The 24399-nt window shown below is 68.8% G+C and carries 15 protein-coding genes; 3 read left to right on the forward strand and 12 right to left on the reverse strand.

Going from position 1 to position 24399, the window contains the following annotated elements; translation table 11 throughout:
* Positions 1-14 precede the first annotated feature (14 nt).
* From hisC to VEC57_02740, 9 genes are all read right to left on the reverse strand, one after another.
* Positions 15-1061 carry a histidinol-phosphate transaminase gene (hisC, locus tag VEC57_02700; GenBank protein ID HYB98022.1) on the reverse strand — a complete coding sequence of 349 codons (1047 nt, stop codon included), beginning with the start codon at positions 1059-1061 and terminating at the stop codon, positions 15-17.
* Between the two features lies 1 nt (position 1062).
* A complete protein-coding gene (locus VEC57_02705) occupies positions 1063-2508 on the reverse strand; it encodes a M48 family metalloprotease (GenBank protein HYB98023.1) in 1446 nt (481 codons plus the stop codon).
* A gap of 8 nt (positions 2509-2516) precedes the next feature.
* Entirely contained in the window at positions 2517-3485 is a 969-nt protein-coding gene (gene hemB / locus VEC57_02710) for a porphobilinogen synthase (protein ID HYB98024.1), read from the reverse strand.
* A 63-nt stretch (positions 3486-3548) separates the two neighbouring features.
* Positions 3549-5051 (reverse strand): uroporphyrinogen-III C-methyltransferase, encoded by a 1503-nt coding sequence (gene cobA, locus VEC57_02715; GenBank protein HYB98025.1) that lies wholly within the window; start codon positions 5049-5051, stop codon positions 3549-3551.
* Positions 5048-5974 (reverse strand): hydroxymethylbilane synthase, encoded by a 927-nt coding sequence (gene hemC / locus VEC57_02720; protein ID HYB98026.1) that lies wholly within the window; start codon positions 5972-5974, stop codon positions 5048-5050. Before hemC ends, cobA begins: the two co-directional genes overlap by 4 nt.
* Complete coding sequence (gene hemA, locus VEC57_02725; protein ID HYB98027.1) at positions 5971-7269, reverse strand: glutamyl-tRNA reductase; 1299 nt, start codon at positions 7267-7269, stop codon at positions 5971-5973. Before hemA ends, hemC begins: the two co-directional genes overlap by 4 nt.
* Complete coding sequence (gene ccsA / locus VEC57_02730) at positions 7270-8085, reverse strand: cytochrome c biogenesis protein CcsA (protein ID HYB98028.1); 816 nt, start codon at positions 8083-8085, stop codon at positions 7270-7272.
* Complete coding sequence (locus VEC57_02735; GenBank protein HYB98029.1) at positions 8085-8795, reverse strand: bifunctional precorrin-2 dehydrogenase/sirohydrochlorin ferrochelatase; 711 nt, start codon at positions 8793-8795, stop codon at positions 8085-8087. The genes ccsA and VEC57_02735 overlap by 1 nt, the downstream gene beginning before the upstream one ends.
* Before the next feature lie 54 nt (positions 8796-8849).
* Positions 8850-11048 carry a LysM peptidoglycan-binding domain-containing protein gene (locus VEC57_02740; protein ID HYB98030.1) on the reverse strand — a complete coding sequence of 733 codons (2199 nt, stop codon included), beginning with the start codon at positions 11046-11048 and terminating at the stop codon, positions 8850-8852.
* 211 nt (positions 11049-11259) lie between these two features.
* Here VEC57_02740 and VEC57_02745 point away from each other — a divergent pair, with 211 nt between their 5' ends.
* Positions 11260-12663, forward strand: a complete 1404-nt coding sequence (locus VEC57_02745; GenBank protein HYB98031.1) for an ABC transporter substrate-binding protein — start codon at positions 11260-11262, stop codon at positions 12661-12663.
* Between the two features lie 36 nt (positions 12664-12699).
* On the opposite strand, the gene VEC57_02750 is transcribed toward VEC57_02745, so the two are convergent.
* Together VEC57_02750 and VEC57_02755 are read right to left on the reverse strand one after the other, a co-directional pair.
* Positions 12700-14421 (reverse strand): hypothetical protein, encoded by a 1722-nt coding sequence (locus VEC57_02750; protein ID HYB98032.1) that lies wholly within the window; start codon positions 14419-14421, stop codon positions 12700-12702.
* Positions 14418-15176, reverse strand: coding sequence for a hypothetical protein (locus VEC57_02755; protein HYB98033.1), 759 nt, complete (start codon positions 15174-15176; stop codon positions 14418-14420). Before VEC57_02755 ends, VEC57_02750 begins: the two co-directional genes overlap by 4 nt.
* 356 nt (positions 15177-15532) lie before the next feature.
* Between VEC57_02755 and ftsH the strand changes: the two genes are divergently transcribed.
* On the forward strand, positions 15533-17539 hold the full coding sequence (gene ftsH, locus VEC57_02760; GenBank protein HYB98034.1) for an ATP-dependent zinc metalloprotease FtsH: 2007 nt from the start codon (positions 15533-15535) through the stop codon (positions 17537-17539).
* A 20-nt stretch (positions 17540-17559) separates the two neighbouring features.
* On the opposite strand, the gene VEC57_02765 is transcribed toward ftsH, so the two are convergent.
* Positions 17560-19785 carry a molybdopterin oxidoreductase family protein gene (locus VEC57_02765; protein ID HYB98035.1) on the reverse strand — a complete coding sequence of 742 codons (2226 nt, stop codon included), beginning with the start codon at positions 19783-19785 and terminating at the stop codon, positions 17560-17562.
* A gap of 450 nt (positions 19786-20235) precedes the next feature.
* Between VEC57_02765 and VEC57_02770 the strand changes: the two genes are divergently transcribed.
* Positions 20236-24330: a hypothetical protein gene (locus VEC57_02770; GenBank protein ID HYB98036.1), complete on the forward strand. Its 4095-nt coding sequence runs from the start codon at positions 20236-20238 to the stop codon at positions 24328-24330.
* Positions 24331-24399 lie beyond the last annotated feature (69 nt).

Below are 24399 nucleotides of genomic sequence, written 5' to 3' on the forward strand. Positions count from 1 at the left end.
CGCCGTTCGTCGCGCTACGCCGCCGCCAGCACCGACAGGGCACGGTCCATCTGGTCGTCGGTTCCGATGCTGATGCGAATCCCCTCGCGCAGACCTTCCTGATCGAAGAAGCGCACGAGCACACTGGCCTGTCGCAGGCGCTCATAGATGGCCTTGCCGCCACCGTGGGCGCTGCAATCGATCCACAGGAAGTTGGCGCTGGAGTCGCGCACGCCGTAGCCCGCCGCGCGTAGCCGCGCCGTGACGCGAGCACGCGTGGCACGCACGCGCGCGACGTTGCTGCGCATCCAGTCGTAGTCCTCGAGAGCGGCAACGCCCGCGGCGATGGCCAGCCGCGAGACGTTGTAGGAGTCCTTGATCTTGACCAGCTCCTCGACGAGCTCCGCGTGCGCGAAGCCGAGGCCCAGTCGCAGGCCCGCCAGCGAGAAGGACTTCGAGAACGTGCGCAGCACCATCATGTTCGGATGCTGCTGCAGGATGGACAGCGCAGTGGCGTCGCCGAAATCGACGTACGCTTCGTCGACCACGACCACGCCGCGAGCCTGGCGGGTAAACGCCGCGATCTCGTCGAGAGGCAGCGCAAGACCGGTTGGCGAGTTGGGCGAGCACAGGAACGTCAGGCGTGCATCGGCCTCGGCGAGCGATGCCGGCAGCGCCTGCCCCTGCCACGGCAGCTCGATCGTGCGGGCGCCCGCCGCTTCGGCCAGAGTGCGATACAGCGAGTACGTGGGCACCGGATACGCCACCGCGTCGCCGGGCTGCGTGCAGGCGCGCACCAGGATCGAGAGCAGCTCATCGGAGCCGTTGCCGACCAGGACCTGATCTTCGCGCACGCCGTAGATCTGCGCGGCCTTGCGGCGCAGCGCATCGGCGCACGGCGACGGGTACAGGTGCAGCCGGCGCGCCTCGGCCTGGATCGCCTCGGCCACCAGCGGCGAGCATGCGTAGGGGTTCTCGTTCGTGTTGAGCTTGACGAGCCGCGCATCCGACGGCTGCTCGCCGGGCACGTAGCCCTGCATCGCCGCCGTGCGCGGCGAGACCAGATCCTTCCCGCGCGTCATCTCAGCGCCCTCCCGGCCCGGGCAGGCGGCGGCTCGGCGGAGGAATGCCCGGCTCGAGCGTGCCTTCGCGGCGCCGCTCTTCCCTCTCCTCGCGGATCTCGTCGCCGAGCTCCTTGCCGCGCTTGACGATCTTCTCGCGCAGCGGGTCGTCGGCGGGCAACGCGTCCATGGCGCGGCGGTAGTAGACCATCGCCTGCGGGAGCTGTCCCTGGATCTCGGCCGTGCGAGCGAACCAGTAGAAGCCTGCGCCCTCCTTTCCGGTCTTGCCGAGCGCGCGCGCCAGGGTCTGCAGAACGTCGGGCCGGTAGCTTTCGGCGTCCACCGACGCCTGCAGCCGCTCGACGGCCTGCTTCATGCGGCCTTCCTGGTAGTCGATGGTTCCGAGCTCGGCGAGAACGTCCCAGTCGGCAGGGTCCTTCTTGTGCGCCCGCTCCAGGCGCGTCCTGGCCTCATCGAGCCGGCCGCTGCGCAACGCGACGCGCCCCATTTCTCGGTCGACGTTGCGGCCGGCCGCTTCGGCCTCGCGAAGATACTTCTCGGCCAGGCCCCAGTCCTCACCCGCCGTCATCAGCACGCCGATGAGCTCGAGCGCTTCGGGCCGCTGCTGCGGCGTGGCCTGCGCCAGCGCGCGCTCGTAGTCGGGAATGGCCTCTTCGCGCGTCTGCGCGTATCCGCGCGCGATGGCCTGCGCGCGCTTCAGGCGCAGCGTCGGCTGCAGGCGCTCGGCCGAATATTCCTTCTTGCCGAGCACCGCCTCCAGGTTGGACAGGCGCTCTCCCGAGAGCGGATGCGACTGGAAGTAGGGCGGGATCAGCGTCGGGTTGAGCTGCTGCTCGGTGTAGATCTTGCGCAGCAGGTGCGTCAGCGCGATCGGCTCGTAACCGGCCTTGCGCGCGTACTCGATGCCGAGAAAGTCCGCCTCGCGCTCGAAATCGCGCTGATACTTGAGCTGCGCCGCCTGCCCCGCGGCCAGTGCGCCGGCGGCGAGCACCGGATTGATGATGCCCAGGAAGATTCCGAGCAGCGAGGCGTAGCCGGCGGCCGCACCCTTCTGCTGCTGGCGCACCATGTGATGGGCATGCGCGTGGCCGATCTCGTGCCCCATGACGCCGGCCAGCTCGTCCTCGCTCTCGGCGCGCGCGATCAATCCGGCATGGACGAAGACCTTGCCGCCCGGCACCGCGAACGCGTTGATGCTGTTCTCGCGGATGACGAAGAACTCGAAGTCGAAGGGCTGCGGGCCCAGCGTCTTCACCATCTTGTTGCCCATCGACCGCACGAAGCTGACCACTTCGTAGTCGTGGATGAGCGGCAGATGCGGCATGGCCTGCGCCATGAACTCGGCAGCGAGCTTCTTCTCCTCGGCCACCGACGCCAGCGCGCGGCCGACGAGCGCCGGAGGCGCCGCCAGATTGATCGCCAGCACGATCGCCAGAAGTCGGCGCATGCGCTCGCTCAGAGCCGGCCCGCCACGGACAAGGCGAAATAGGTGATGATGAAATCCGCCCCGGCGCGGCGGATGGAGAGCAGCGTCTCGTCGACGATTCGCTGCTCGTCGAGCCACCCCGCCCTGGCCGCCGCCTTGATCATCGAATACTCGCCGCTGACCTGGTAGGCGGCCACGGGGCAGTCGAACGTATCCTTGGCGCGGCGCACGATGTCCAGGTACGGCAGCGCCGGCTTGACCATGACCATGTCGGCGCCTTCGTCCAGGTCCATGGCGATCTCGCGCATGGCCTCGGCGGCGTTGCCTGGATCCATCTGATAGGCGCGGCGGTCGCCGAACTGCGGCGCGGACTCGGCTGCCTCACGAAAGGGACCGTAGAAGCCGGAGCAGTACTTGGCCGCGTACGAGAGAATGGCGACGTGGTCGAAGCCTTCCTCGTCCAGCACGGAGCGAATGCGCCCGACGCGCCCGTCCATCATGTCGGAGGGCGCAACGATGTCGGCGCCGGCGCGCGCGTGCGACAGCGCTTCCTGCGCGAGCACCTCGAGCGTGGGATCGTTGGCCACGTCCTGCCCGTCCAGAAGCCCGCAGTGCCCGTGGTCGGTGTACTCGCAAAGACAGACGTCGGTGATGACGAGCAGATCGGGCACCGCCTGCCCGATCGACCGGACCAGCGTCTGCACGGGGCCGTCGGCTCGCGCGCTGTCGCTGCCGACGGCGTCCTTCTTCTCGGGAATGCCGAAGAGCAGCACCGCGGGAATGCCGAGATCGCGCGCGCGGATGGCGGTGTCGGTGGCCTTGTCGACCGACTGCTGGAAAACGCCCGGCATCGAGCCGATCTCCTTCTCCACGCCGGTGCCGGGCACGACGAAGAGCGGCAGCACCAGATCCTCTCGCGACAGGCGCGTCTCGCGCACCATGCGTCGGATCGTCTCGTTGCGGCGCAGCCGGCGCGGCCGCTGATCGGGAAATCCCACGCGGCGATGCTAGCAGGCCGAGGCTAAAAAACCACTTGCCGCGGCCGGCGCGTGCACGTTCCGTCAGGCCTTGCGGGTGCCGCTGCCGAGGTGCGCGATGATGGCTTCGGCCAGCGCATCGATCGTGTAGTCGCCGGGCATCACCGCGACGTGCATGCCCAGATCGGCGATCGTCTGGGCGGTGACGGGACCGATGGCGGCGATGGCGGCGTCGCCGATGATCTCTCGCGTGCGGCCCTCGCACAGACGATCGAAGTTGGTCACGGTGCTCGAGCTCGTGAACGTGATCACGTCGAAGGAGCCGAGCGAGTCGGCCGGCTCGGGCGCGGACGGCAAGCCGGTGCGATAGACCGGCACCACATCGACGCAGGCGCCGCGCGCCCGCAGCTCCTCGGGCAGCACCTCGCGTGCGACTTCCGCGCGCGCCAGCAGGATCCGCTTTCCGTCGACCTCGCCGAGCGCATGCAGCAGCGCCTCGGCCCGAAACTCGGCCGGCTGCGCCGCCACCAGCACGCCGTGCGCTTCGATCGCGGCCGCGGTGACCGGACCGATGGCGGCTACGCGTACGCCGGCAAGCTGGCGCACATCGCACCGCGCCGCCTTCATCTGATCGAAGAACGAAGCCACGCCGTTCGTGCTCGTCAGCACCAGCCAGTCGTACGTCGCCAAACGATCGAAGACGTCGCGGCCGATCGGCAGCTCGGTCAGCTCGATGGTGGGATACTCGATCACCCAGGCACCGGCGCGCTCGAGCAGGGACGCCAGCGCCCCGGCCTGCGCGCGGGCGCGCGTGACGACGACGCGGCGGCCGAAAAGCGGCAGCCGTTCGTACCAGGCCAGCTCGTCCGCCAGCGCGGCGACCTGGCCGACCACGAAGATCACGGGCGGCCGCTTCAGGTCCTCGCCGGCCTTCGAGCCGATGTCTTTCAGCGTCGCGAGCACGCTCTGCTGCCTCGGCAGCGTGCCCCATCGAATCGCGGCAACCGGCGTAGCGGGGTCCATCCCCGCCGCGATCAGACGCGCCGCGATGTGCTCGATCCGCGTCATGGCCATGAGGAACACCAGCGTACCGCCGCTGCGCGCCAGGAAGTCCCAGTCCGGCTCGAACTCGGGGCGCGTGGAGCCGGGCTGGCCGGTGACGAACGTGACCGACGAGGAATGCTCGCGGTGCGTCAGCGGGATGCCCGCATAGGCGGGCACGGCGATGGCGGAGGTCACGCCCGGAACGATCTCGAAATCGATGCCGGCGGCGCGGCACGCCTGCGCTTCCTCGCCGCCGCGTCCGAAGATGTACGGGTCGCCGCCCTTGAGGCGCACCACGTTCTTCCCCTGCCGTGCCAGAGCGACCAGCATGGCCTCGATCTCTTCCTGCTCGACGCTGGTGCGGCCGTGGCGCTTGCCGACCAGGATCCGCTGCGCCGAGGGCGGCGCATGGTCGAGAAGACGGGCGTTGGCCAGCGAGTCGTAGAGCACGACGTCGGCCTGCTCGAGCACCTCCTTTCCGCGCAGCGTCAGAAGGCCCGGATCGCCGGGCCCGGCGCCGACCAGGTAGACGCGCCCGCTCACGATGGCTCTGCGGCAGCGATGATCTCGGCGGCGCCGCGATCGAAGAAGCCCCGCGCGAGCCGCTCGCCCAGGATCGCGCCGTGCTCGGCGGGGCCGATGGCCTGCTCGCGCAACACGCGCTGTCCGTCGGGCGACGACAGCAGCCCGGTGAGCGTGACGCGCGTGCCGGTGACCTCCGCGAACGCGGCCAGCGGCAGATGGCAGCCGCCGCCGAACGCGCGTGCGAAGGCACGCTCGGCATCGATGGCGGCGTGCGACGGAGGGTGATCGAGCGGGCGCAGCGCAGCGATGGTGGCCTCGTCGTCGGCGCGCGCGGTGATGGCCAGGGCACCCTGCCCCGGCGCCGGTACGAACACCGACGGATCGAGCACGACGCCGTGCGCGGGCGCCAGCGCCAGGCCGAGGCGCGCGATGCCGGCGGCCGCCAGGAACGTTGCCGCGCACTCGCCCGCCAGCAGCTTCTTCACTCGCGTCTCGATGTTGCCGCGCAGCATCCTGACACGCGCTTTCGGGCGGCGCGCGAGCAGCTGGCAGGAGCGCCGCAGGCTGGTGGTGCCGACGAGCACGTCGGCGGGAAGCTCATCGAGCGTGCGCCCGTCGGTGGTCACGAGCAGGTCGCGCGGGTCGGCGCGCTCGAGCACCGCGGCGATGGCGATGCCGGGAGCGAGCTCGGAAGGAACGTCCTTGAGCGAGTGCACGGCGCAGTCGATGCGGCCGTCCAGCAGCGCTTCGTCCAGCTCCTTGATGAACAGGCCCTTGCCGCCCGACTCGCGCAGAGGGCGGTCCTGTATTCGGTCGCCGCTGGTGACGATCTCCACCAGCTCGTAGGAGAGCGAGGCGTCGTGCACGGCCAGGGCGCGCATCGACTGCCGGGTCTGCGTCAGCGCCAGAGGGCTTCGCCGCGTTCCCACTCGCAGCTTCACCGGCTTTCTCCCAGTCCGAACAGACGCCTGACCGCGGTCAGCAGGCGCGACTCCTCGGTCGACGATTCCTCCTGCTTGAGCACGCTGGTGGGATGGTGGAGCAGCTTGTTGACGATGGCCTTGGTCATCTGGTGGATGCGCTCACGGTCTTCCTCGGACAGCGAGCGCATCTTCGCCAGCGTCTTCTCCACTTCGCCGCGCCGGATCGTGTCCGCGTACTCGCGCAGCTCGACGATCGTCGGCACGACGTCGAGCTTCTCGAACCACTGCCAGAACTGCTCGACCTCGCTTTCGACCATCGCCTCGGCGCGCACCGCTTCGCGGCGCCGCTCTCCGAGGTTGTCGTCGATGACGGCACCGAGCTCGTCGATGTCGTAGAGGTAGGCGCCGTCGAGCTGGTTGATCGCCGGCTGGAAGTTGCGCGGCACCGCAAGGTCGATGAAGAACACCGGCTTTCCGCGCCGCTCGCGCAGCGAAGTCCTGACGTCGTCGGCGGTCAGCAGCTCGCCGCCGCCCGCCGAGCCCACCACCAGGTCCGCCAGCGGCAGGTACGTACGGAAGCGCTCGAGCGGAAGCGGCGTAGCCGACAGCTCGCGCGCCAGCTCCACCGCCGTCTCGAAAGTGCGATTGACGACCATGAGCTGCCCGACGCCGGCGGCAAGGAAGTAACGGGCCGCGGTCTCGCCGGTATCGCCCGCGCCGATCAGCATCACGACCTTGCCCTCGAGCGTGTCGAAGATGTGGCGCGCCAGGTCGACGGCTGCCCCGGCCACCGATACCGACCGTGAGGCAATGCCGGTCTCGGTGCGCACGCGCTTGGCGACGGAGAAGCTCTTGTTGAAGACGCGGAACAGCACCGGTCCCACCGCCGCCATCGTGGCGGCCGCGTCGAACTGCTGCTTCATCTGGCCGAGGATCTGCGGCTCGCCCACGACCATGGAGTCCAGGCTGGAGGCCACGCGGAAGACGTGACGAACGGCGTCGCGGCCGCTCATCGCGGCGACGACCTCGGAGTGGCCCTCTGCGATGCCGCCCGACTCCAGCAGCAGCGAGCCGATGCGCGCGGCCGCGCCCTGCGACGACGCCGCGCACACCACGACCTCGATGCGATTGCAGGTGCTGAGCAGAACCGCCTCCTGCACGCCCTCCAGCGAGAGCACGCGCGAGAGAAACGCCGCCGCGTCCTCGCACGCAGCCGCCAGCCTCTCGCGCACCGCCACCGGAGCGTTGTGGTGATTGACGCTGACCACCGTCAGCTCACGACCGGCGGCGCCCTTGTGCGCGGAAGCGCTCAACTACCCGACCTGCCCCAGCCCATGACGCACGCCGATACCGAGGATGTTGACCGCCAGATACGAGACCAGCAGGAAGGAGAAGGCGGCGATGGTCCAGTGCGCGGCACGGCGGCCGCGAAGGTCGCCCAGCATGCGCAGCTGCAGGAGGCCCGCGTAGAGAATCCAGGTCAGCACGGCGAGCACTTCGCGCGGCTCCCAGCTCCAGAAATGGCCCCACGCGTTCATGGACCAGATGCCGCCGGTGACGATGCCGAGCGTCAGCAGCGGGAATCCCCACAGCAGGAAGACGTGGTTGAGGCGGTCGAGCCGCTCCAGCGCCGGCAGGCGCCGGATGAGCGCGCCGCTGCGGTGGGTCTTGAGCAGGTTCTCCTGCAGCAGGTAGATGGCGCTGACGGCGAAGGCCAGAGCGAAGACCGCGTTGCCAAGGAACGCCAGCGTGACGTGCACCGGCAGCCACGGGCTTCGCAGCCCCTGCGGCAGCGCCGCATCGCTGGCGCCCACCAGCGCGTCGCCGAGGACGGCGATGAAGGCCAGCGGCGCGACCAGCGCGCCGGCCGCCGCCAGCGGCAGACGCGACTGCAGCGCAAGGTACAGCCCCACCAGCAGCCAGGCGAAAAAGGAGAACCCGCCGGCGAAGCTCGCGACAGGCGGAGCGCCGCCGACCATGAACGCGCGCAGCAGATCGAACGTGTGCATGGCAAAGCCGGCGGCCAGCAGCCATGGCGCCAGCCGCGTGCCGGCTGCCTCGGGCGAGGCGATAGCGCGCGAGAAGCTGAACGACGCGGTCACGTAGCAGAGGGCCGCCAACAGAAGCATCAGGCTGTGCACGGGTCGACCTCGCTCATCGTCTCCCTCGTCGTTGCGCTCTGGCCATCATCGAGAGGCTCGGCCGCAGCGCGCGTGGCCGCCTCCGCCACGAGCGCCTCCGCTTCCGCGCTGCGGCCCTCGCGCAGGAGCTGCACGAGCCCGCGCTCCAACACGCTTCGCAGCGCGGTGGCGCGCTGCGCCTGCGAGGACGGCGTCGCTCGCAGCAGCGTTCGCATGTGGGCGAGGAGCTCGGCCGCCCGTCCGTACTCTTCGCCGACCGTTTCGGCGACGGCGTCTCGCGCACGCGCGGCCAGCGCGGGACTGGCGCCGCCGCTGGAGACGGCCACGCACAGCGTCCCGCGCCGCAGCACGGCGGCGCTGGAAAAATCCCCGGCTTCGGCGTCGTCGGCCCGGCAAAGCAGTGCGCCGCCGGCGTGGGCATCCGACTCGATCTCCGCCTGAGCCTCCGGCGAGGAAGTGCAGGCAAAGACGAGGAGCGCGCCGCGTGTGTCGTGCTTCTGGAAGTTGCGGGCAAGAATGCGAACGTTGTCGGCGCGTGCGGCAAGTGCGCGAAGGTTCGCGCAGGGCTCGGCATCGATGACCGTGACCAGCGCGCCCGCCTGCGCCAACGCCTCGGCCTTGGCCAGCCCGACGCTGCCGGCCCCCACCACGACACAGCGCTTGCCCTGGAGACGGAGAAAGACGGGGAACAAATGCACGACGGCCCGACGTATAGCACGCCGGGCCGTCGTTTCCGAAGGAGGCTTCGGTGGTTAGAGCGGAACCTTGATGGTCTGCCCGACTTTGACCTTGGAGGGATCGCTGATGCGGTTGATCTTCTTGATCGTGTCGACCGAGGTGCCGTACTGCCGTGCGATCGCCGACAGCGTCTGCCCCGGCTTGACCTTGTGCATGCCGTAATCGGCCGCCTTGGCTGCGGCCTTCGATGCCGTCGAGGTCGCGCTGCCGGTCGGCAGCTTGATCGTGCTGCCGACCTTGAGGTTGTCGGTGCCGGGGTTGAGACGCCTGAGCGTCTCCACCGAGGTGTCGTTGGCCTTGGCCACGCTCCAGAGAGTGTCGCCGCTCTTGACCTTGTAGCTGCCGGTGGCCGGCGCCGACGAGGCGATCTGCGTGGCGCTCGCCTTCACCTTCAGCTCCTGGCCCTGGCGGACCCTGGCGGCACTCTTGATGCCGTTGATGCGCATCAGCTCGGGCACCGTCGTCTTGTACATCGCCGCGATCTGCGTGAGCGTCTGACCGCGACCGACCTTGTGCGTGGTCGTCAGCACCGCATCCTCGTCTGCGCTCTTCTTGGCGGCCGTTTCGACCGGTCGGGGCTCGGTGGCCTCGTCGCTGCTCTTGGCGACGACGGCCGCCGGCATCGCGGCAACAGCCGTCTTGGCAGCCAGAACCGTTGCCGATGCAGCACCTGCGGGCTCGGCCGCGGAGGGCTTGGCCGGCGCGCTCGCCGCCGCCGGGACCGCAGCAGCAGCGGCTGCCGCAGCCTTGGCGTCTTCGACGTCCTTGGCCGCGGCCTTGGCGGCCTCGACCGCTTGGCTGGTCTTGCTCGACGAAGCCACCACCGCCGGCTCGACCTCGATGACCTTGGGCCCGCCCGGAATCTTCAGCGTCTGCCCGACCTTGACCGACTTGCTGCTCTTGAGCCCGTTGAGCTTCTGCAGCGAGGACACCGAGGTGCCGTAGCGGCTGGCGATCTGCGAGAGTGTCTGGCCGCGCGAAACCTTGTGCGTGCGGGTGCCCGAGGACGCGACCATCGTCGGGGCCGTGCTGCGATCCAGGCGCGCGTACGCGACGGCGAAGTCATTGCGCGCGCCGCGCGGCAGATTCAGCCGATAGCCCTTGGGCACGCGCGCACCGCCCTTGACGACGCGGTCGCCGAGCGCCGGGTTCATCGCTGCCAGATCCTCGACCGACACGCCGGCCGCCCGCGCCAGGTCCTTCAGCGACGTGTGCGCGTCGATGACGAAATCGTCGGGCATGTAGGTGTCGACGGCGATGACGCCGCAGATCTCCGGCGCGCGCTCGAGCGAGTCGTGGGCAGCGAGGAACTCGGCGTAGAAGTTGCGCGAGGCAAAGCCGAAGGTCTTGCCCTTGTAGTGACGGGCGATGACGCCGAAGTGCGTCGTCCCCATCGTCTTGACCGCATTGGCCACGCCGCCGAGGCCATGGTTGTAGGAGGTGATGGCCAGCGGCCAGGAACCCAGGGCGTCATAGCTCTTGCGCAGGTAGCGCGCAGCGCCTTCGGTGGCGCGGACCGGGTCGCGACGATCGTCGTAGAGGTCGTTGACCTCCATGTAGAGGCGGCCGGTGCTGGGCATGAACTGCCAGATGCCGGCGGCGCCGACGCTGGAGCGGGCGCCGATCTGGTAGCCGGACTCCACCAACGGCAGCGCGACGAGCTCTTCGGGCACGCCCTGGCTGCGCAGGATGGACTTCATCATCGGCATGTAGGCGGCGGCGCGCTTGTAGGCGTCGCAGAACTTGTCGCCGAGGCCGCGCTGGGAGCGGATCTGAGAGGCCAGCGTCTTGGCGTAGACCGGCTCGTGCCCGATCTTGGCGATGGCCTTGACGATGTTCTTTTCTTCCTCGGTGCGGGCGTGGCCCTCGCCGATCCGGTTGAGCATCGCTTCGATGCGCTCACCCTCGGCCTTGCGGCGGGCCGTGATGGCGGCATCCTGCTGGGGATATGGCAGGCGCGTGACGATGTCTTCGACCGACAGGACCGAGTACACCAGGTCCAGGTGCTCGACGTCGTGGAAGGCGATCTGCTTGCTCGTCCACTTCGTGAAGACGTTGCGCCAGAAGGCGACGTTGGATTCCAGCTCCTTGTATCTCGGGAAGTGCGAGCTGCCGGGAGTCGACCCCGGAGCCGCCGTCGCTGGAGCGATCGAACAAACCGACAAAGCCACCGCCGCCGCCGCAGCCGCCACTGCCCCACCAAATTTCCGCATTCCGAAGGACCTCCTGAAGGCGATAGGCGGTCATGGTACCAAACCGACCACCGGCCTTCTAATCAAAAAGGCTCATTTTCCTGCCCATTTACTCACCACCGGTGCGTTACTCGCCGTATTTTCCGCATCCTCCTGCCGCACTGCCCCAAGCTTGGTGGGCGATGTGTTTCAAATCGGGATCGAGTCGGCACCAGGAAACCTCGATCCGCGCATGGCCACCGACGCCAACGCCTCCCGGATCGCCGGACTCGTCTTCTGCTCCCTCGTCGAAGCCGATGAGAGCGGCGGCTATCGGCCTTCCTTGGCGGAGTCATGGTCGCGCCTGGACGATCAGACCTATGAGTTTCGGCTCCGCGCTGGGGCGTTTTTCCACGACGGCACGCCGGTAACCGCCGACGACGTCGTGGCTACGTATCGATCGGTGCTCGACGGCGCGGTGGCCTCGCCGAAACGGGCGGCGATGTCTTCGATCGGAACGGTCGAAAGCGATGGCATCGATGTGGTGCGGATGCGTCTGACGCAGCGCTCCGCGGCGGTGCTCGAGGCGGCCGGGCTCGGCATCCTGCCTCGAGCGCTGGCCGGCCGTTCAAATTTGAACGCGCGCGAGCTCGTTGGCTGCGGTCCCTATCGCATCCTCGCCGTCGATGAAGATCAGGGCGTCCAGCTCGAAGCCTTCCCGGGCTGGTACGGCGGCACGCCCGCTCTCGCCTCGCTTCGATTCCGCGTGGTGCCCGATTCCATCATGCGCGTCCTGGAGCTGCGCTACGGCAGCCTTCACCTGGTGCAGAACGCGCTGGAGCCGGACGCGGTGGCGTATCTTGCCGAGCACGAGCCCTCGCTGCGCGTGCTGCTCGGCCCGTACGACGCCGTGCAGTATCTGAGTTTTCGACACGACCACCCGGCCCTGCGCGACCTGCGCGTGCGGCGGGCGATCGCGCATGCCGTCGATGGCAAGGCCATCGTCACGCACGTGCTGCGAGGACAGGCCCGCGTGGCCACAGGGCTGCTGCCGCCGCATCACTGGGCGTTCCATGGCAACGTCCGCACCTACGATCACGATCCGTCTCTGGCGCGCGCGCTTCTCGACAGCGCAGGGATTCGGGACGCCGACGGTGATGGTCCGCAGCCGCGCCTTCGCCTGCGCTACCGTACGAGCACCGTCGAGCTTCGCCGCCGGATCGGCGAGGTGCTGGCGGCGCAGCTCGCCGAGGTCGGCATCGAGCTGGAGGTGCAGAGTCATGAATGGGGAACGTTCTTCGAGGACGTTCGCCGGGGCGATTTCGACCTGCACTCGCTGGCGTGGATCGGCATCCGCGATCCCGACCTGTTCCGCCTAGCGTTCCATTCGAAGATGACGCCGCCTGCGGGCAGCAATCGCGGCCGCTTCGCCGACCGCGTCGTCGACAGGCTCAGCGAGCGCGGCCAGAGCACGCTCGACCCTGCTCGACGGAGGCGCATCTACGCGCGTCTGCAAAGGCGCACGGCGCGCCTGCTGCCGTACGTGATGCTCTGGTGGCCGAACAACGTCGTGGTCGCGTCGGCGCGCCTCGACGGATTCACGCCGCATCCGACGGGCGATCTCACCGGTCTGGCGCGGGCGCGGATGCGGCCATGATGGCCTGGCTCACCGGCCGTGCAGCGCGCAGCTGGCTCACTCGCTCTGGCAGTCCGCGCTGCAGCCGTCGCCGTCCTCGACGTTGCCGTCGTCGCACGTTTCGTACTGGTCGATCTCGGAGTTGCCGCAGACCGGACATCCGCTGAGCGAGGCGTCAACCGACACTTGCGCCGCCGGCATCACTTGCCCGAGCAGAACCGGAGGCTTGGCGGCGTCGCGGTGGACGATGCGGGTTGAGCTTTCGGCCTTGTTGAGAATCTTCGTCTCCGGTCCAGCGTACATGCTCTCACCGATGTAGAAGTTCGTGTAGCCCTTGTCCTCGTACTGCTGCCCGAACCGGCCGTCGAGCGTCGCCCGCTCCTGCAGGCGCACACGGCACGCATCGAGCTCGATCTGACCTCCATACTCGGTCCCGCCCGTGACGAGGTCACCAGTGACGATGACGTTTTCTGCATCGATGCGCAGCAGGCCGCCGTTGCCGCTCGGGTATCCGTAAGATCGCCCGATGCCGCGCGCGTCGAGCCTGCCGTCGATGGTGACGTTGCGCCCGTACAGCGCAATCGGGCCCGCTACGCTCGCGGAGGTGGTGGTCATCAGCCCTCCTTCCGCGATGCGGATGTCTCCGTCGGCGTAGACCGGAATGCGCAGGCCGTAGCCTCCCGAGCCGATGCCGCGGCTGGTGACGATGCCGTGGATGTCGACGTCGCCGCCGGCCTCGAAGTACCAGTTGGCGGAGAACGGAAGATCGTCGGTGTTGCCGCGGCTCGGGCCGCTGTCGCCGAGCAGCGCCACCTTGGGCCCCAGCACCAGGTCGCGGCCGGAGAAAAGGAAGCCGTAGCCGCCCGGCCCTGCATAGGTTCCTCCGTAGTATCGGCTGCGCTCACTTCCGCCGGTGATGTTCAGACGGGTGCCGCCCGCTCCCGGCGCATCGATGATGAGGAGGTCGCGGCCGGCGGTAAGCTCGAGCGTCCCGCCGATCCAGTCCTCATTCTTCGGCCCCTGAGCGAAGATGGCAGCGCCGATGGCGACGTCCTGCCCAGATTCGATGTCGATCTCGGCGGCTCCGCCCACGGCGCGGACGCGATTGCGAAGGGTGATGTTGCCCGGCGCGCGCAGCACCAGGCTGCCGCTCAGGCCGGTCCCGCCGTAGTCGTCGTTGCGGCCCGCACTGATGTCGATGGGCCCGGCCACGTCGATGACGCCCATTCCGGACACGACCTCCACGGCGCCGCCGTAGCCTTCGGGCGCAATGCCCCTGGCACGAATGCTCCCCTCCAGGAGCACGTCTCCCGCCGCGCGCAGCATGATGCTGGGTGAAGCGCCAGAAAGGCGCCCAGACAGGAAGATGTTGCCGCTTCCCTGCGTGCACGTTCCCTGGCTCGCGGCGGCGCAGGAAGCGTCGTCCAGACACGGTGTCGAGGGCGAGAGCGAGCATCCGCGGCGAGCGGCGATGGCGACGCTGCCGGTACCGTCGGCCGGCCGCACCACCATCCACTGATCGCTCGGGTCCACCACGCTCTCGAAGGTGCCGCAGGCAAGTTCGAGGCTACCGACGAAACCGCCGGTGCCGCTCACTCGCACGGTGCGCAATCCGAAATCCAGTGGAGCGCTCGTGTCCACCTCGTACGTGCCGGTCACCAGGCACGGATCGGCGCTCGCTGGACAGATCTCCTCGGGCGATGTCACCACGGCCGCGTACGCGGCAACGACCCCAGCCAGTTGCGTGCAGATCGCCAGAAACATCGACCATGTGATCATCGAGGAACCTCTCGGGGCGACATGCGTATACGGTCGGAGCCGTCGACTCGGGCCGCGTGCGTGCACGAGCCGCGCACCAATACGCCGTCGCGGCCGTTGTCGCGGGCCGATGCGGCAGCCAGATCGTTGTCGGCACCATCGACGATGATGCCGCTGCGCGCATTTCGCACAGCAATCGCGTCCACCGCCATGCCGCGCGTGAACAGGCGAATTCCGTTCTGTCCGTTCTCTTCGCTGCGCACGCCGACCAGGCGCCCACCGGTGCCTCGCAGGTACAGGCCATCACCGCGATTGTGTCTGGCCACCACGTCCTCGAGCAGAGTTCCGGCAATGCGGAGCCTTGCACCTTCGAACCGATTGTCGCGTAGCTCGAGGCGGCTGACGCGCGCAACGCGGTTGCCCGCGTCGGCGCGCAGGCCGGTGCCAAAGCCTGCAATCGTGCCGTGCGCGCCGGCCGGTGCGCCGACGATGGCAGCACCGTGCGAGCCGCCGTACACGACGCGCACGCCAGCGCCGCTGCCGCTGCCGCGGATCATCTGTCCGCCCAGGTCCAGCTGGATGGATTCCGCCAGCTCACCGGCGCGAATGATCAGACCGTCGATGGGACAGACAGAGGCTACGACCGGGTCGGTCGCGAGAAGACGCGCATCGGTGACTACGGTGTCGCCGCAGGCGCAGGCGACGCGTCCCTGCGGGAGCTCGTCCCCGCACGCCGCCGCCGAAGCGGAAGCCGGAACGGCAGTGAGAACCAGCATGAGGCACCACCGTAGCGCCGGTCCCCCGATCGTCATGGCGCGGACCATAGTGTCCGCGCCAAGGTTGCGTCAATCGGAGACGCTCGCTCGTCGGCGCAGACGCCGTCGTGGCGCACCCATGGCAGCGCCCAAGAACGCGCTCCGGCGCCGCCATCGCTCTGCGACGATCCTCGCCCGGGACGATCGCGCTCGTGGTTGCGTGCAATTGGTGCATCCATCGTCACAATGGTTACGCAGGACGAGCGATGATCTGGCCCACACGAAAGGATCGCCCCGGCCGGGACGCTGCGCCCCGCCGCCCACCGCTGTGGCAGAAAAGCGCACCGCCGCAGCAGCAGCGCGCAGCCGCGCCGGCCATGCCGCCGCGCAACACCTGGCTGACTTTCGTCGCGATCCTGCTCGTCAACTACCTGCTCATGCGCTTCCTGCTGCCGGGGCCGGGCGACCCCGTCACCGTGCCGTACACGGCGTTCAAGGAGCAGGTGCTGGCGCGAAACGTCGCTTCCATCTACAGCCAGGGCGCGAGCATCGAGGGTCGCTTCGTTGCTCCCATCACGTGGCCGCCCCCGAGCGACGAGGCCACGGCGCAGATCAACCCCGAGGCCGGCGCCGCCGACAGGCCGGACGCCGGCGCCGCAGAGGCCGTCGAGCCCGAGGCCGGTGCTGCAGGGCGCGCGCAGCCGCGGCAGTTCGAGACATTCGAGACGACTCTGCCGGTGTTCGTCGACCCGGGCCTGGAGGGGCTCCTCATCGAGCACGGCGTCGAGATCAGTGCCGTTCCGATCCAGGACGGGAGCGGGTGGACGACGCTGCTGTTGGGGTTTGGCCCGGCCCTTCTCATCATCGGCTTCTACGTCTGGATGTACCGGCGCGCTGCCGGACAGGCCGGCGGCTTTGGCTCGCTCATGGGAATCGGCGCGAGCAAGGCGCGGCGCTACGATCAGGAGACCAGCGCAAGAGTCACGTTCGAGGACGTCGCCGGAATCGACGAGGCCGAGAACGAGCTCGTCGAGATCGTCGACTTCCTCAAGGAGCCCGACAAGTACACGCGCCTCGGCGGCAGTGCGCCCAAGGGAGTGCTGCTGGTGGGAGCGCCGGGTACGGGCAAGACACTTTTGGCGCGTGCAGTGGCCGGCGAGGCCGACGTTCCTTTCTTCTCGATGTCGGCCGCCGAGTTCGTCGAGATGATCGTGGGCGTCGGCGCGGCGCGCGTGCGCGACCTCTTCCGGCAGGCGCGCGAGAACGCGCCCGCCATCATTTTCATCGACGAGATCGATTCCATTGGCCGCGCGCGCGGCGCCGTTGCCATCGGCGGATCGACCGAGCAGGAGCAGACGCTCAACCAGATCCTCACCGAGATGGACGGCTTCTCCGGCCGCGAGGGCGTCATCGTGCTGGCGGCGACGAATCAGCCCGATCTTCTCGACAAGGCGCTGCTGCGGCCGGGCCGCTTCGACCGGCGCGTCGTCGTCAATCTGCCCGACAAGAACGGCCGGCAAGCCATCCTGAAGGTGCACACGCGAAAGGTGCCGCTGGCGTCCGATGTGCGCCTCGATGAGCTGGCCGCCGCCACTCCCGGCCTGTCGGGCGCCGATCTTCGCAACCTCGTCAACGAAAGCGCCCTGCTGGCGGCGCGGCGCAACCAGAGCGAGGTGCGGCAGAAGGATTTCCTGGACGCGCTCGAGAAGATCGTGCTCGGCCCGGAGCGGCCGCTGCTGCTCAGCCGCGAGGATCGCGAGCGCATCGCCTATCACGAGAGCGGCCACGCGATTCTGGGCCTGGTGGTGCCGGGAGCCGACCCGGTTCATCGCGTCAGCATCGTGCCGCGCGGGCAGGCGCTCGGCGTGACCTACCAGCGTCCGGAGTCGGACCGCTACAACTATCCGGAGGCGTACCTGCGGGCGCGCATCATCGGCATGCTCGGCGGCCGCGCGGCCGAAGAAATCGTCTACGGCACGCGCACGACCGGTGCGGAGAACGACATCGAGCAGGCTACGGCTCTGGCGCGCAGCATGGTCACGCGCTGGGGCATGAGCGATGCCGTGGGCCTGGTGCAGCTCGCGCCGCGGGTCAATCCGTTCCTGGGGACGCAGGACATGGCGGGACCGCGGCCGTTCAGCGACGAGACGGCGCGTCTGATCGACACCGAGGTGCAGCGCATCATCGGCGATTGCCACGACCAGGCACGCTCGCTGCTCACGCGCCACCGCAGGGAGCTGGAGGCGCTGGTCGAAGCGCTTCTCGAGCACGAGACGCTCGACGAGCAGCAGATCCTGGACGTGACCGGGCTTCCTCCGGCGCCGGCCCTGGAGAGCAGCCGCGTGGCGGCGGCCGATCGAAAGAGCGCGGCCGGCGGCGTGTAAGAGATGCAGGGACGAAAAGCCTACGCCGGCGCGCGCTCCAGCCGAACCGGAATGCCGTTGAACATCGTCGTTCCGGTGGCGACGTCGTAGGCGCGGTCGTCGGTCAGGAGGTTCGTGTTGACGCCGGCGTGCTCGGCGGCCACCGAGAGCCTGGCCCCCGGCGCATCGTGGCCCCAGCCGTGCGGCAGGCTGACGACGCCGGGCATGAGGTCGTCGGTGACCTCCACCGGCACCAGCACCCCGCCGGTTCGGCTGGTGAGGCGGACGCGATCGCCGCTGGCGACGCCGACGCGTGCCGCATCGCGCGACGACATCTGCAACGTGCACCGATCGCGCCCCTTCACCAGCGCGCGCACGTTGTGCATGAACGAATTGCACGAGCGCAGATCGCGCCGCCCGATCAGGACGAGATCGGGACGCGGCGCCGCCATGGCGGCGCGCAGGCGCGAAAGATCCGCGAGCATCGGCTCCGGCGCCAGCTCGATCTTGCCGCTGACGGTGTTGATGACGTCGGCGAGGTGCGGCTTGAGCGCGCCGAGGTCGATGCCGTGGGGATGCTCGCGCACCTTCTGCAGCGTCAGCCCGCCCGGCTTTCTGCCAAAGCCGTCGCCGTACGGGCCCACGCGCAGCAGCATGTCCAGGATCCGCTCGGGCCCCTGCCCTGCTCCTACCTTCTCGATGATCTCCTCCTCTGTCAGGCCGGGATAACGTCCGCTCTCGGCGACCGCCTGCGCGTACTGTCGCAGCACGAAGTCGTCCATCATCTGCAGCGGCGCCCCGCCCATGCCGAGAAGATGCGCGGACAGCGTCAGCAGGATCTGCCAGCTCTGCTGCGCGCCTTGCGGCGGCGGCACTGCCTCCGAATACCACTTGGCGACGTCGCGCACCGAGAGCAGGTACAGCGCCAGCTCGTATCCGGAGTGCTCGACATACGACGGCGGCGGCAGGATGACGTTGGCCAGGCGCGTGGTCTCGTTGATGTAGAAGTCGATGCACACCAGGTAATCGAGGCCCGCGAAGGCCTCGGTCAGCCGCGCCGAATTGGCTGCGCTGACGGTGGCGTTGGTCGCGAGCAGGATCATCGCCCGCACCTGCCCCGGCCCCGGCGTCAGCATCTCCTCGCACATCGCGTTGGACGGAATGAGGCCTGCGACCTCGGGCTGACCGCTGACGCGGCTTCGCCAGCGCGCGATCTCGAAGCCCTTGCCGCGTGGCAGCGCGGCATCCACGGGCGCGGCCGGCGTCGTGAACATGACGCCTCCTTCGCGGTCGAGATTTCCCGACAGGATGTTGACGAGATCGCAGCCCCAGCTCGCAAGCAGGCCGAACTCCTGTACGCAGGTGCCGAGGCGACCGTAGCACGCCGCGCTCGGCGCGGCGCAGAACTCGCGCGCGAGCCGGCGGATGTCATCGGCGCTGATTCCGCAGTAGTCGGCGACGGCTTCGGGCGGGAACCCGGAGGCGACGGCGCGCACTTCTGCAAGCCCTTCGACCATTCCCTCCGCACGCTGCAGTCGCACGAGCCCCTCGGCGAACATCACGTGCACGAGGGACAGCAGGAAGGCGGCATCGGCGCCTGGCCGGATGAAATGATGCTCGTCGGCGATGCGCGCCGTCTCGGTGCGGCGCGGATCGATCACCACGATCCTGCCGCCGCGCCCCTGCACTTCCTCCAGGCGCCGCGGCATGTCGGGCGTGGTCATGAGGCTTCCGTGCGACACGATCGGGTTGGCGCCGACGATGAGGAGATAGCTGGTGCGGTCGATGTCGGGAACCGGCACGCCCAGCGGAAACTGGCGGCCGAACATCAGCCCCGTCTGCACGATCTTCGGCAGCGTGTCGATGGCGGCCGAGTTGAACAGGTTCTTCGAACCCAGCGCGCGTGCCAGCACCGGGCGATACAGAACCGAGCCCAGGTCGTGCACGACAGGATTGCCGGTGTACATGCCGATGGCGTCGTTGCCGTGCTCGTCGCGCACGGCGAGCAGGTTGCGCGCGACGTCGGCGTAGGCCTCTTCCCAGGAGATCTCCTCCCATCCCTCCCCGACCCGGCGGACGGGACGGCGCAGGCGGTCGGGATCCTCGTAGAGACCTTTCAGGCCGTACGCTTTCGGGCAGATGTAGCCGCGCGAGAAAGGGTCGCGATCATCGCCGCGCACGGTGACGATGCGGTCCTCCTCGATCTCGAGGCTTACGCCGCAGGTCGCTTCGCAAAAGGGACAGGTCCGTTGGGCAGTGCGGGCCATGGCCGGAGCCTCCGCGTGGCGACGGATCGTTCGGACGTCGCCATCTGCAGGCAACTGTAGTGGCGGCGCTCGCTGCCGGCCATGGCCAATCCCGGCGCCGTCGCGCAGGCCACTACGAGGCTCGTCGGCCGTGGCTCAGCGTGCTCGGCGAAGCCGTCCGACGATGCAACGCGCATAGCGCGATGCACATTCGGCCGCTTGGACCGCGCCTAGCGAACCGGCTCCTCCCGGAGCGGAGGCGGCAAGCGCACCAGTCGGACTTTCGGGGGGCAACGATGGACGGAACGGGGAACCAGTCTCTGCTCCACGCGCATTTCGCCACTGGCTTGAGCGGCCCCGGCGGGCAATAACCGGCCTGCTCAACGGAACATCGGGTCAGGCGCGCTCTTCCGGCTCTCGCTGCCGGCACGACAGCCTGGGCCGCTGGTCGTCCGTGACTGGAGGGGCCCCATGAAACTCGATGTTCGCAGCGCGGGCCGCGGCCTTGGCCGCCGTCTGCTCATGTCTGCCGCGCTCGCTTTCGCCTCGGCGCTGCTGCCTGCTGCCGCCGGCGCCGAAGTGACGCTCGGCGGCTGGATGGCCCACAGCCCCGACGACATCGACACGGGCAACATCCCGGGCCTGCTCGGCTTCAGCGGCGACAACGTGGTGCAGACGGCGACGATGCCGTTCAGCATCAGCATCAACGGCACCAGCTACAACACGGTCGCGATCTCGACCAACGGCTGGCTCGAGTTCGGCGGCAACACGTCGCCCGACAGCGACCCGACCAACGACTGCCTTCCAACCAGCGCGCACACCAATCCCTTCCTGGCGGCGTTCTGGGACGACATGCAGACGGCGAGCACCAGCGAGGTGCAGTACGGGACCGTCGGCAGCACCGGCAACCGGACGTTCCTGGTCGACTTCTTCCTGGACACCAAGACCAGCAGCGACGATGGCGGTGACGACGTCAGGATGCAGGTGCAGATCCACGAGCGCTCCAGCCTGATCTCGGTAAAGTACACCGACACGCAGCCGCTGTCGGGAGGACAGACGGCAACGATCGGCTTTCAGACCTCCACTGCCGTCTCCGGCTCCTATCCCGTCGGCTGCAACGCGCGCATCCTCGACGACAACCACGTCGGCGAAGGCTGGTCGATCGACGTGCGCAACACCGGCCTGCTGACGCTGGCCGGCTCGATGGCGATGAGCTCGGACGACATCAGCGGCTTCACCACGCTCTCCGGCGACGATGCCACCGCCACGCCCACCCTTCCCTTCAGCGTCAACATCGAAGGGACCAGCTACAGCACGATGACGATCTCGACCAACGGCTGGATCGAGTTCGGCGGCAACACCTCGGGCGACAGCGATCCCACCAACAACTGCCTGCCGTCGTCCGTGCACACCAACCCGCTGCTGGCCGTGTACTGGGACGACATGCGCACGGTCAACCAGAACATCCGTTACGGCGTGACCGGCACCAGTCCCAACCGCGTCTACGTCGTCGACTTCGTGCTCGACGACGTCGATGCAAGCGACGACGGCGCCGACGACGTGGAGGCGCAGGTCCAGATCCACGAACGCAGCAGCATGATCAGCGTGCGCTACCGCCTGGCGCAGCACCTGACCAACGGCCAGGGCGCGACCATCGGTTTTCAGGGCGACGGCGGCTCCTCGGCCGTCGGTTATCCGCTCACCTGCAACGGCCGCATCCTGGACGACAACCAGATCGACAAGGAGTGGTTCTCGGTGCACCCGAAGAGTCTCGGCGCGATGTCGCTGCACGGCGCCATGGCGTTCTCCACCGACGACCTCAACGTGGGCAACTTCGCCGATATGCAGACGCTGTCGGGCAATGACGCCACGGCGACGGTGGACATGGAGTTCTCCATCACCATCGACGGCGTCGCCTACAACACCGTGACTCTGTCCACCAACGGCTGGATGGAGTTCGGCGGCAATACCTCGGGCAGCAGCGATCCGACCAACGACTGCCTGCCGACCTCGGCGCACACCAATCCCTTCCTGGCCGCCTACTGGAACGACATGCAGACGGTGACCAATGGCGTTCGCTACGGCACGCTCGGCCAGGGCACCAACCAGGTCTTCATCGCCGACTTCTCGCTCGACATGGTCACGAGCAGCGACGACAGCATCGACGACCTCGGCGTGCAGGTGCAGGTGCACCAGCGATCCGGAACCATCACCGTCAAATACCGCACCGTCCAGCCGAGCAGCGGCGGCCAGGGCACGACCATCGGCTTCCAGGGTGCCGGCGGCGCCTCGGCCACCGCCTCTCCGCTGACCTGCAACGGCAAGATCCTCGACGACAACGTCGACGGCGAGAGCTGGTCGGTGGCGCCGCTGCCCGTGTGCGACAACGGCATCGTCGAGACCAAGGAGTCATGCGACACCGGCGCGGCCAACGGCACGGGCAGCTCGTGCTGCACGAGCACGTGCGGCTTCGTCGCCGCTGCCACGCTCTGCCGCACCGGCTCGGGCGACTCGTGCGATCCGAACGAAGCGTGCACGGGCAGCTCGGGCACCTGCCCCACCGACGTTTTCGCGTCCTCCAGCACGGTCTGCCGCAGCGGCTCGGGCGACCTGTGCGATCCGGACGAGACGTGCACCGGCGTTGCCGGTCAGACCTGCCCCGCCAACACGGTGGCCGCCTCCGGCACGCTTTGCCGCGCGGGCTCCGGCGACATGTGCGACCCCGACGAGACGTGCACCGGTCAGGTCGGAGCGACCTGTCCGGCCAACGTCGTGCTGAGCGCCGCCACCGAGTGCCGCGCCGGCGGCGGAGCGTGCGACGTCGCCGAGAGCTGCACCGGCACCGCCAATCAGCCGTGTCCCGCCGACGCGTTCGTGCCGGCACAGACGAGCGTGTGCCGCACGGGCTCGGGCGACCTGTGCGATCCCGAGGAGCTCTGCAGCGGGAGCTCGGCCGACTGCCCCGGCGACGTCGTGGCGTCACCGGGCACCACGTGTCGCGCCGGCTCCGGCGACATCTGCGATCCGGATGAGCAGTGTACGGGAACGGCCGGCGCCTCCTGCCCGGCCGATACGATCTCCAGCGCGGCGACGATCTGTCGCACCGGCTCCGGCGACGTGTGCGACCCCGACGAGACCTGCACCGGCAGCGCCGGGCAGGCGTGTCCAAGCGACGTCGTCGCCTCCACCGACACGCAATGCCGGGCGCCAGCCGATCTGTGCGATGCCGCCGAGACCTGCACCGGCAGTGCCGGCCAGGGCTGCCCCAGCGATGCGCCGGCACAAGAAGGGACCTCGTGCCGCGGTGTTGCCAGCGACTGCGACGACGAAGAAACCTGCGACGGCAGCTCCTTCTCCTGTCCGGCCGATGAGCCTGCAGAGCAAGGGACGACGTGCCGCGTGGCCGCCGGCATCTGCGACGCCGACGAAACCTGCGACGGCACTTCGTTTGAATGCCCGCAGGATGCACCGGCCGCAGCCGGCAAGCCCTGTCGCGAAGCGGCCGGCGCCTGCGACGCCGCCGACACGTGCGACGGCCAGGGCTTCGACTGCATCGACGGCGTTCAGCCGAGCGACGTCCCCTGCCGCGCGGCCGCCGGCGCCTGCGACGCGGTCGACTACTGCGACGGCGGCGGAATCGACTGTCCTGCCGACGCCAAGAGCAGCGCCGTCTGCCGTTCGGCCGCGCACTCGTGCGACGTCGCCGAGAGCTGCGACGGCGTCTCCGACGCCTGTCCCTCCGACGGCCTGCACGGCGACGGCACCGCGTGCAGCGACGGAGACACCTGCACCATCGAAGAGACGTGCCTGTCGGGAGTGTGCCAGGGCGGCCTGCAGGAGCCCGACAACTGCCAGGACGGCTTCCTGTGCTACAAGGCCAAGAACCCGCCCTTCGAGCCTGCCGAAGCGATCGTCATGGACGACGTCTACGACGGGCTGCGTTTCTTCGATCTCTACAAGCCGGGGCCGCTGTGCTCACCGAGCGAGATCGACGAGGAGGCGATCATCGATCCCTCCACGTTCCTGCGTGGCTATTCCATCGACGAGACCTACTCATCGTTCACGCATGCACGGCGCACGGGCCTCGTCTTCACCAACGACCTCGGAATGATCCAGCTCGATACGATCTCGCCGGCGATGCTGATGGCGCCGGCGGCCGTCGATTCCTCGTCACCGCCGGCGGCGCCGCCGTTCGGCAGCCACGACGTCGATCACTTCAAGTGCTACAAAGTCGCAGTCACCAAGGGCACCGCCGGAATCACCAAGGGAACGCAGCTTGCGGTTCGCGACGAGCTGTCGCCTTCGGCGCCCGATCGCGTTTTGGACATCAAGAAGCCGAAGTTCGTGTGCTCGCCCGTGGACCTGGCCGGCGCCGGCATCAAGAACGAGCACGGCTATCTCGTGTGCTATGGAGCCAAGACTGCCAAGGGCGAGCCCAGGCACGAGGTGCTGGCGGTGCATGCCACCGACGCGTATGGACGAGGCCGCACCGAGGTCGGCAAGGAATCGGTCGTATGCCTGCCGTCGGAGGTCGTGCCGGATGCCGGCCCGGCGGTCGGCCGATAGATCAGGTCCCTGCACCGAACAGGCTCGGACGGCGCGTGCCCGGCGCTTTCGATGGAACGTCGGGCACGG

This window comes from Candidatus Limnocylindrales bacterium (assembly GCA_035626395.1).
GTDB lineage: Bacteria > Desulfobacterota > Binatia > UBA1149 > CAITLU01 > DASPNH01.

What these genes read in the sequence shown, in the direction of transcription:
- VEC57_02740 (HYB98030.1), bottom strand. Translation starts at nt 11,048, where the DNA reads ATGCGGAAATTTGGTGGGGCAGTGGCGGCTGCGGCGGCGGCGGTGGCT.
- VEC57_02770 (HYB98036.1), top strand. Translation starts at nt 20,236, where the DNA reads ATGAAACTCGATGTTCGCAGCGCGGGCCGCGGCCTTGGCCGCCGTCTG.
- hisC (HYB98022.1), bottom strand. Translation starts at nt 1,061, where the DNA reads ATGACGCGCGGGAAGGATCTGGTCTCGCCGCGCACGGCGGCGATGCAG.
- VEC57_02755 (HYB98033.1), bottom strand. Translation starts at nt 15,176, where the DNA reads ATGCTGGTTCTCACTGCCGTTCCGGCTTCCGCTTCGGCGGCGGCGTGC.
- VEC57_02750 (HYB98032.1), bottom strand. Translation starts at nt 14,421, where the DNA reads ATGATCACATGGTCGATGTTTCTGGCGATCTGCACGCAACTGGCTGGG.
- ccsA (HYB98028.1), bottom strand. Translation starts at nt 8,085, where the DNA reads ATGCTTCTGTTGGCGGCCCTCTGCTACGTGACCGCGTCGTTCAGCTTC.
- VEC57_02745 (HYB98031.1), top strand. Translation starts at nt 11,260, where the DNA reads ATGGCCACCGACGCCAACGCCTCCCGGATCGCCGGACTCGTCTTCTGC.
- ftsH (HYB98034.1), top strand. Translation starts at nt 15,533, where the DNA reads ATGCCGCCGCGCAACACCTGGCTGACTTTCGTCGCGATCCTGCTCGTC.
- VEC57_02705 (HYB98023.1), bottom strand. Translation starts at nt 2,508, where the DNA reads ATGCGCCGACTTCTGGCGATCGTGCTGGCGATCAATCTGGCGGCGCCT.
- VEC57_02765 (HYB98035.1), bottom strand. Translation starts at nt 19,785, where the DNA reads ATGGCCCGCACTGCCCAACGGACCTGTCCCTTTTGCGAAGCGACCTGC.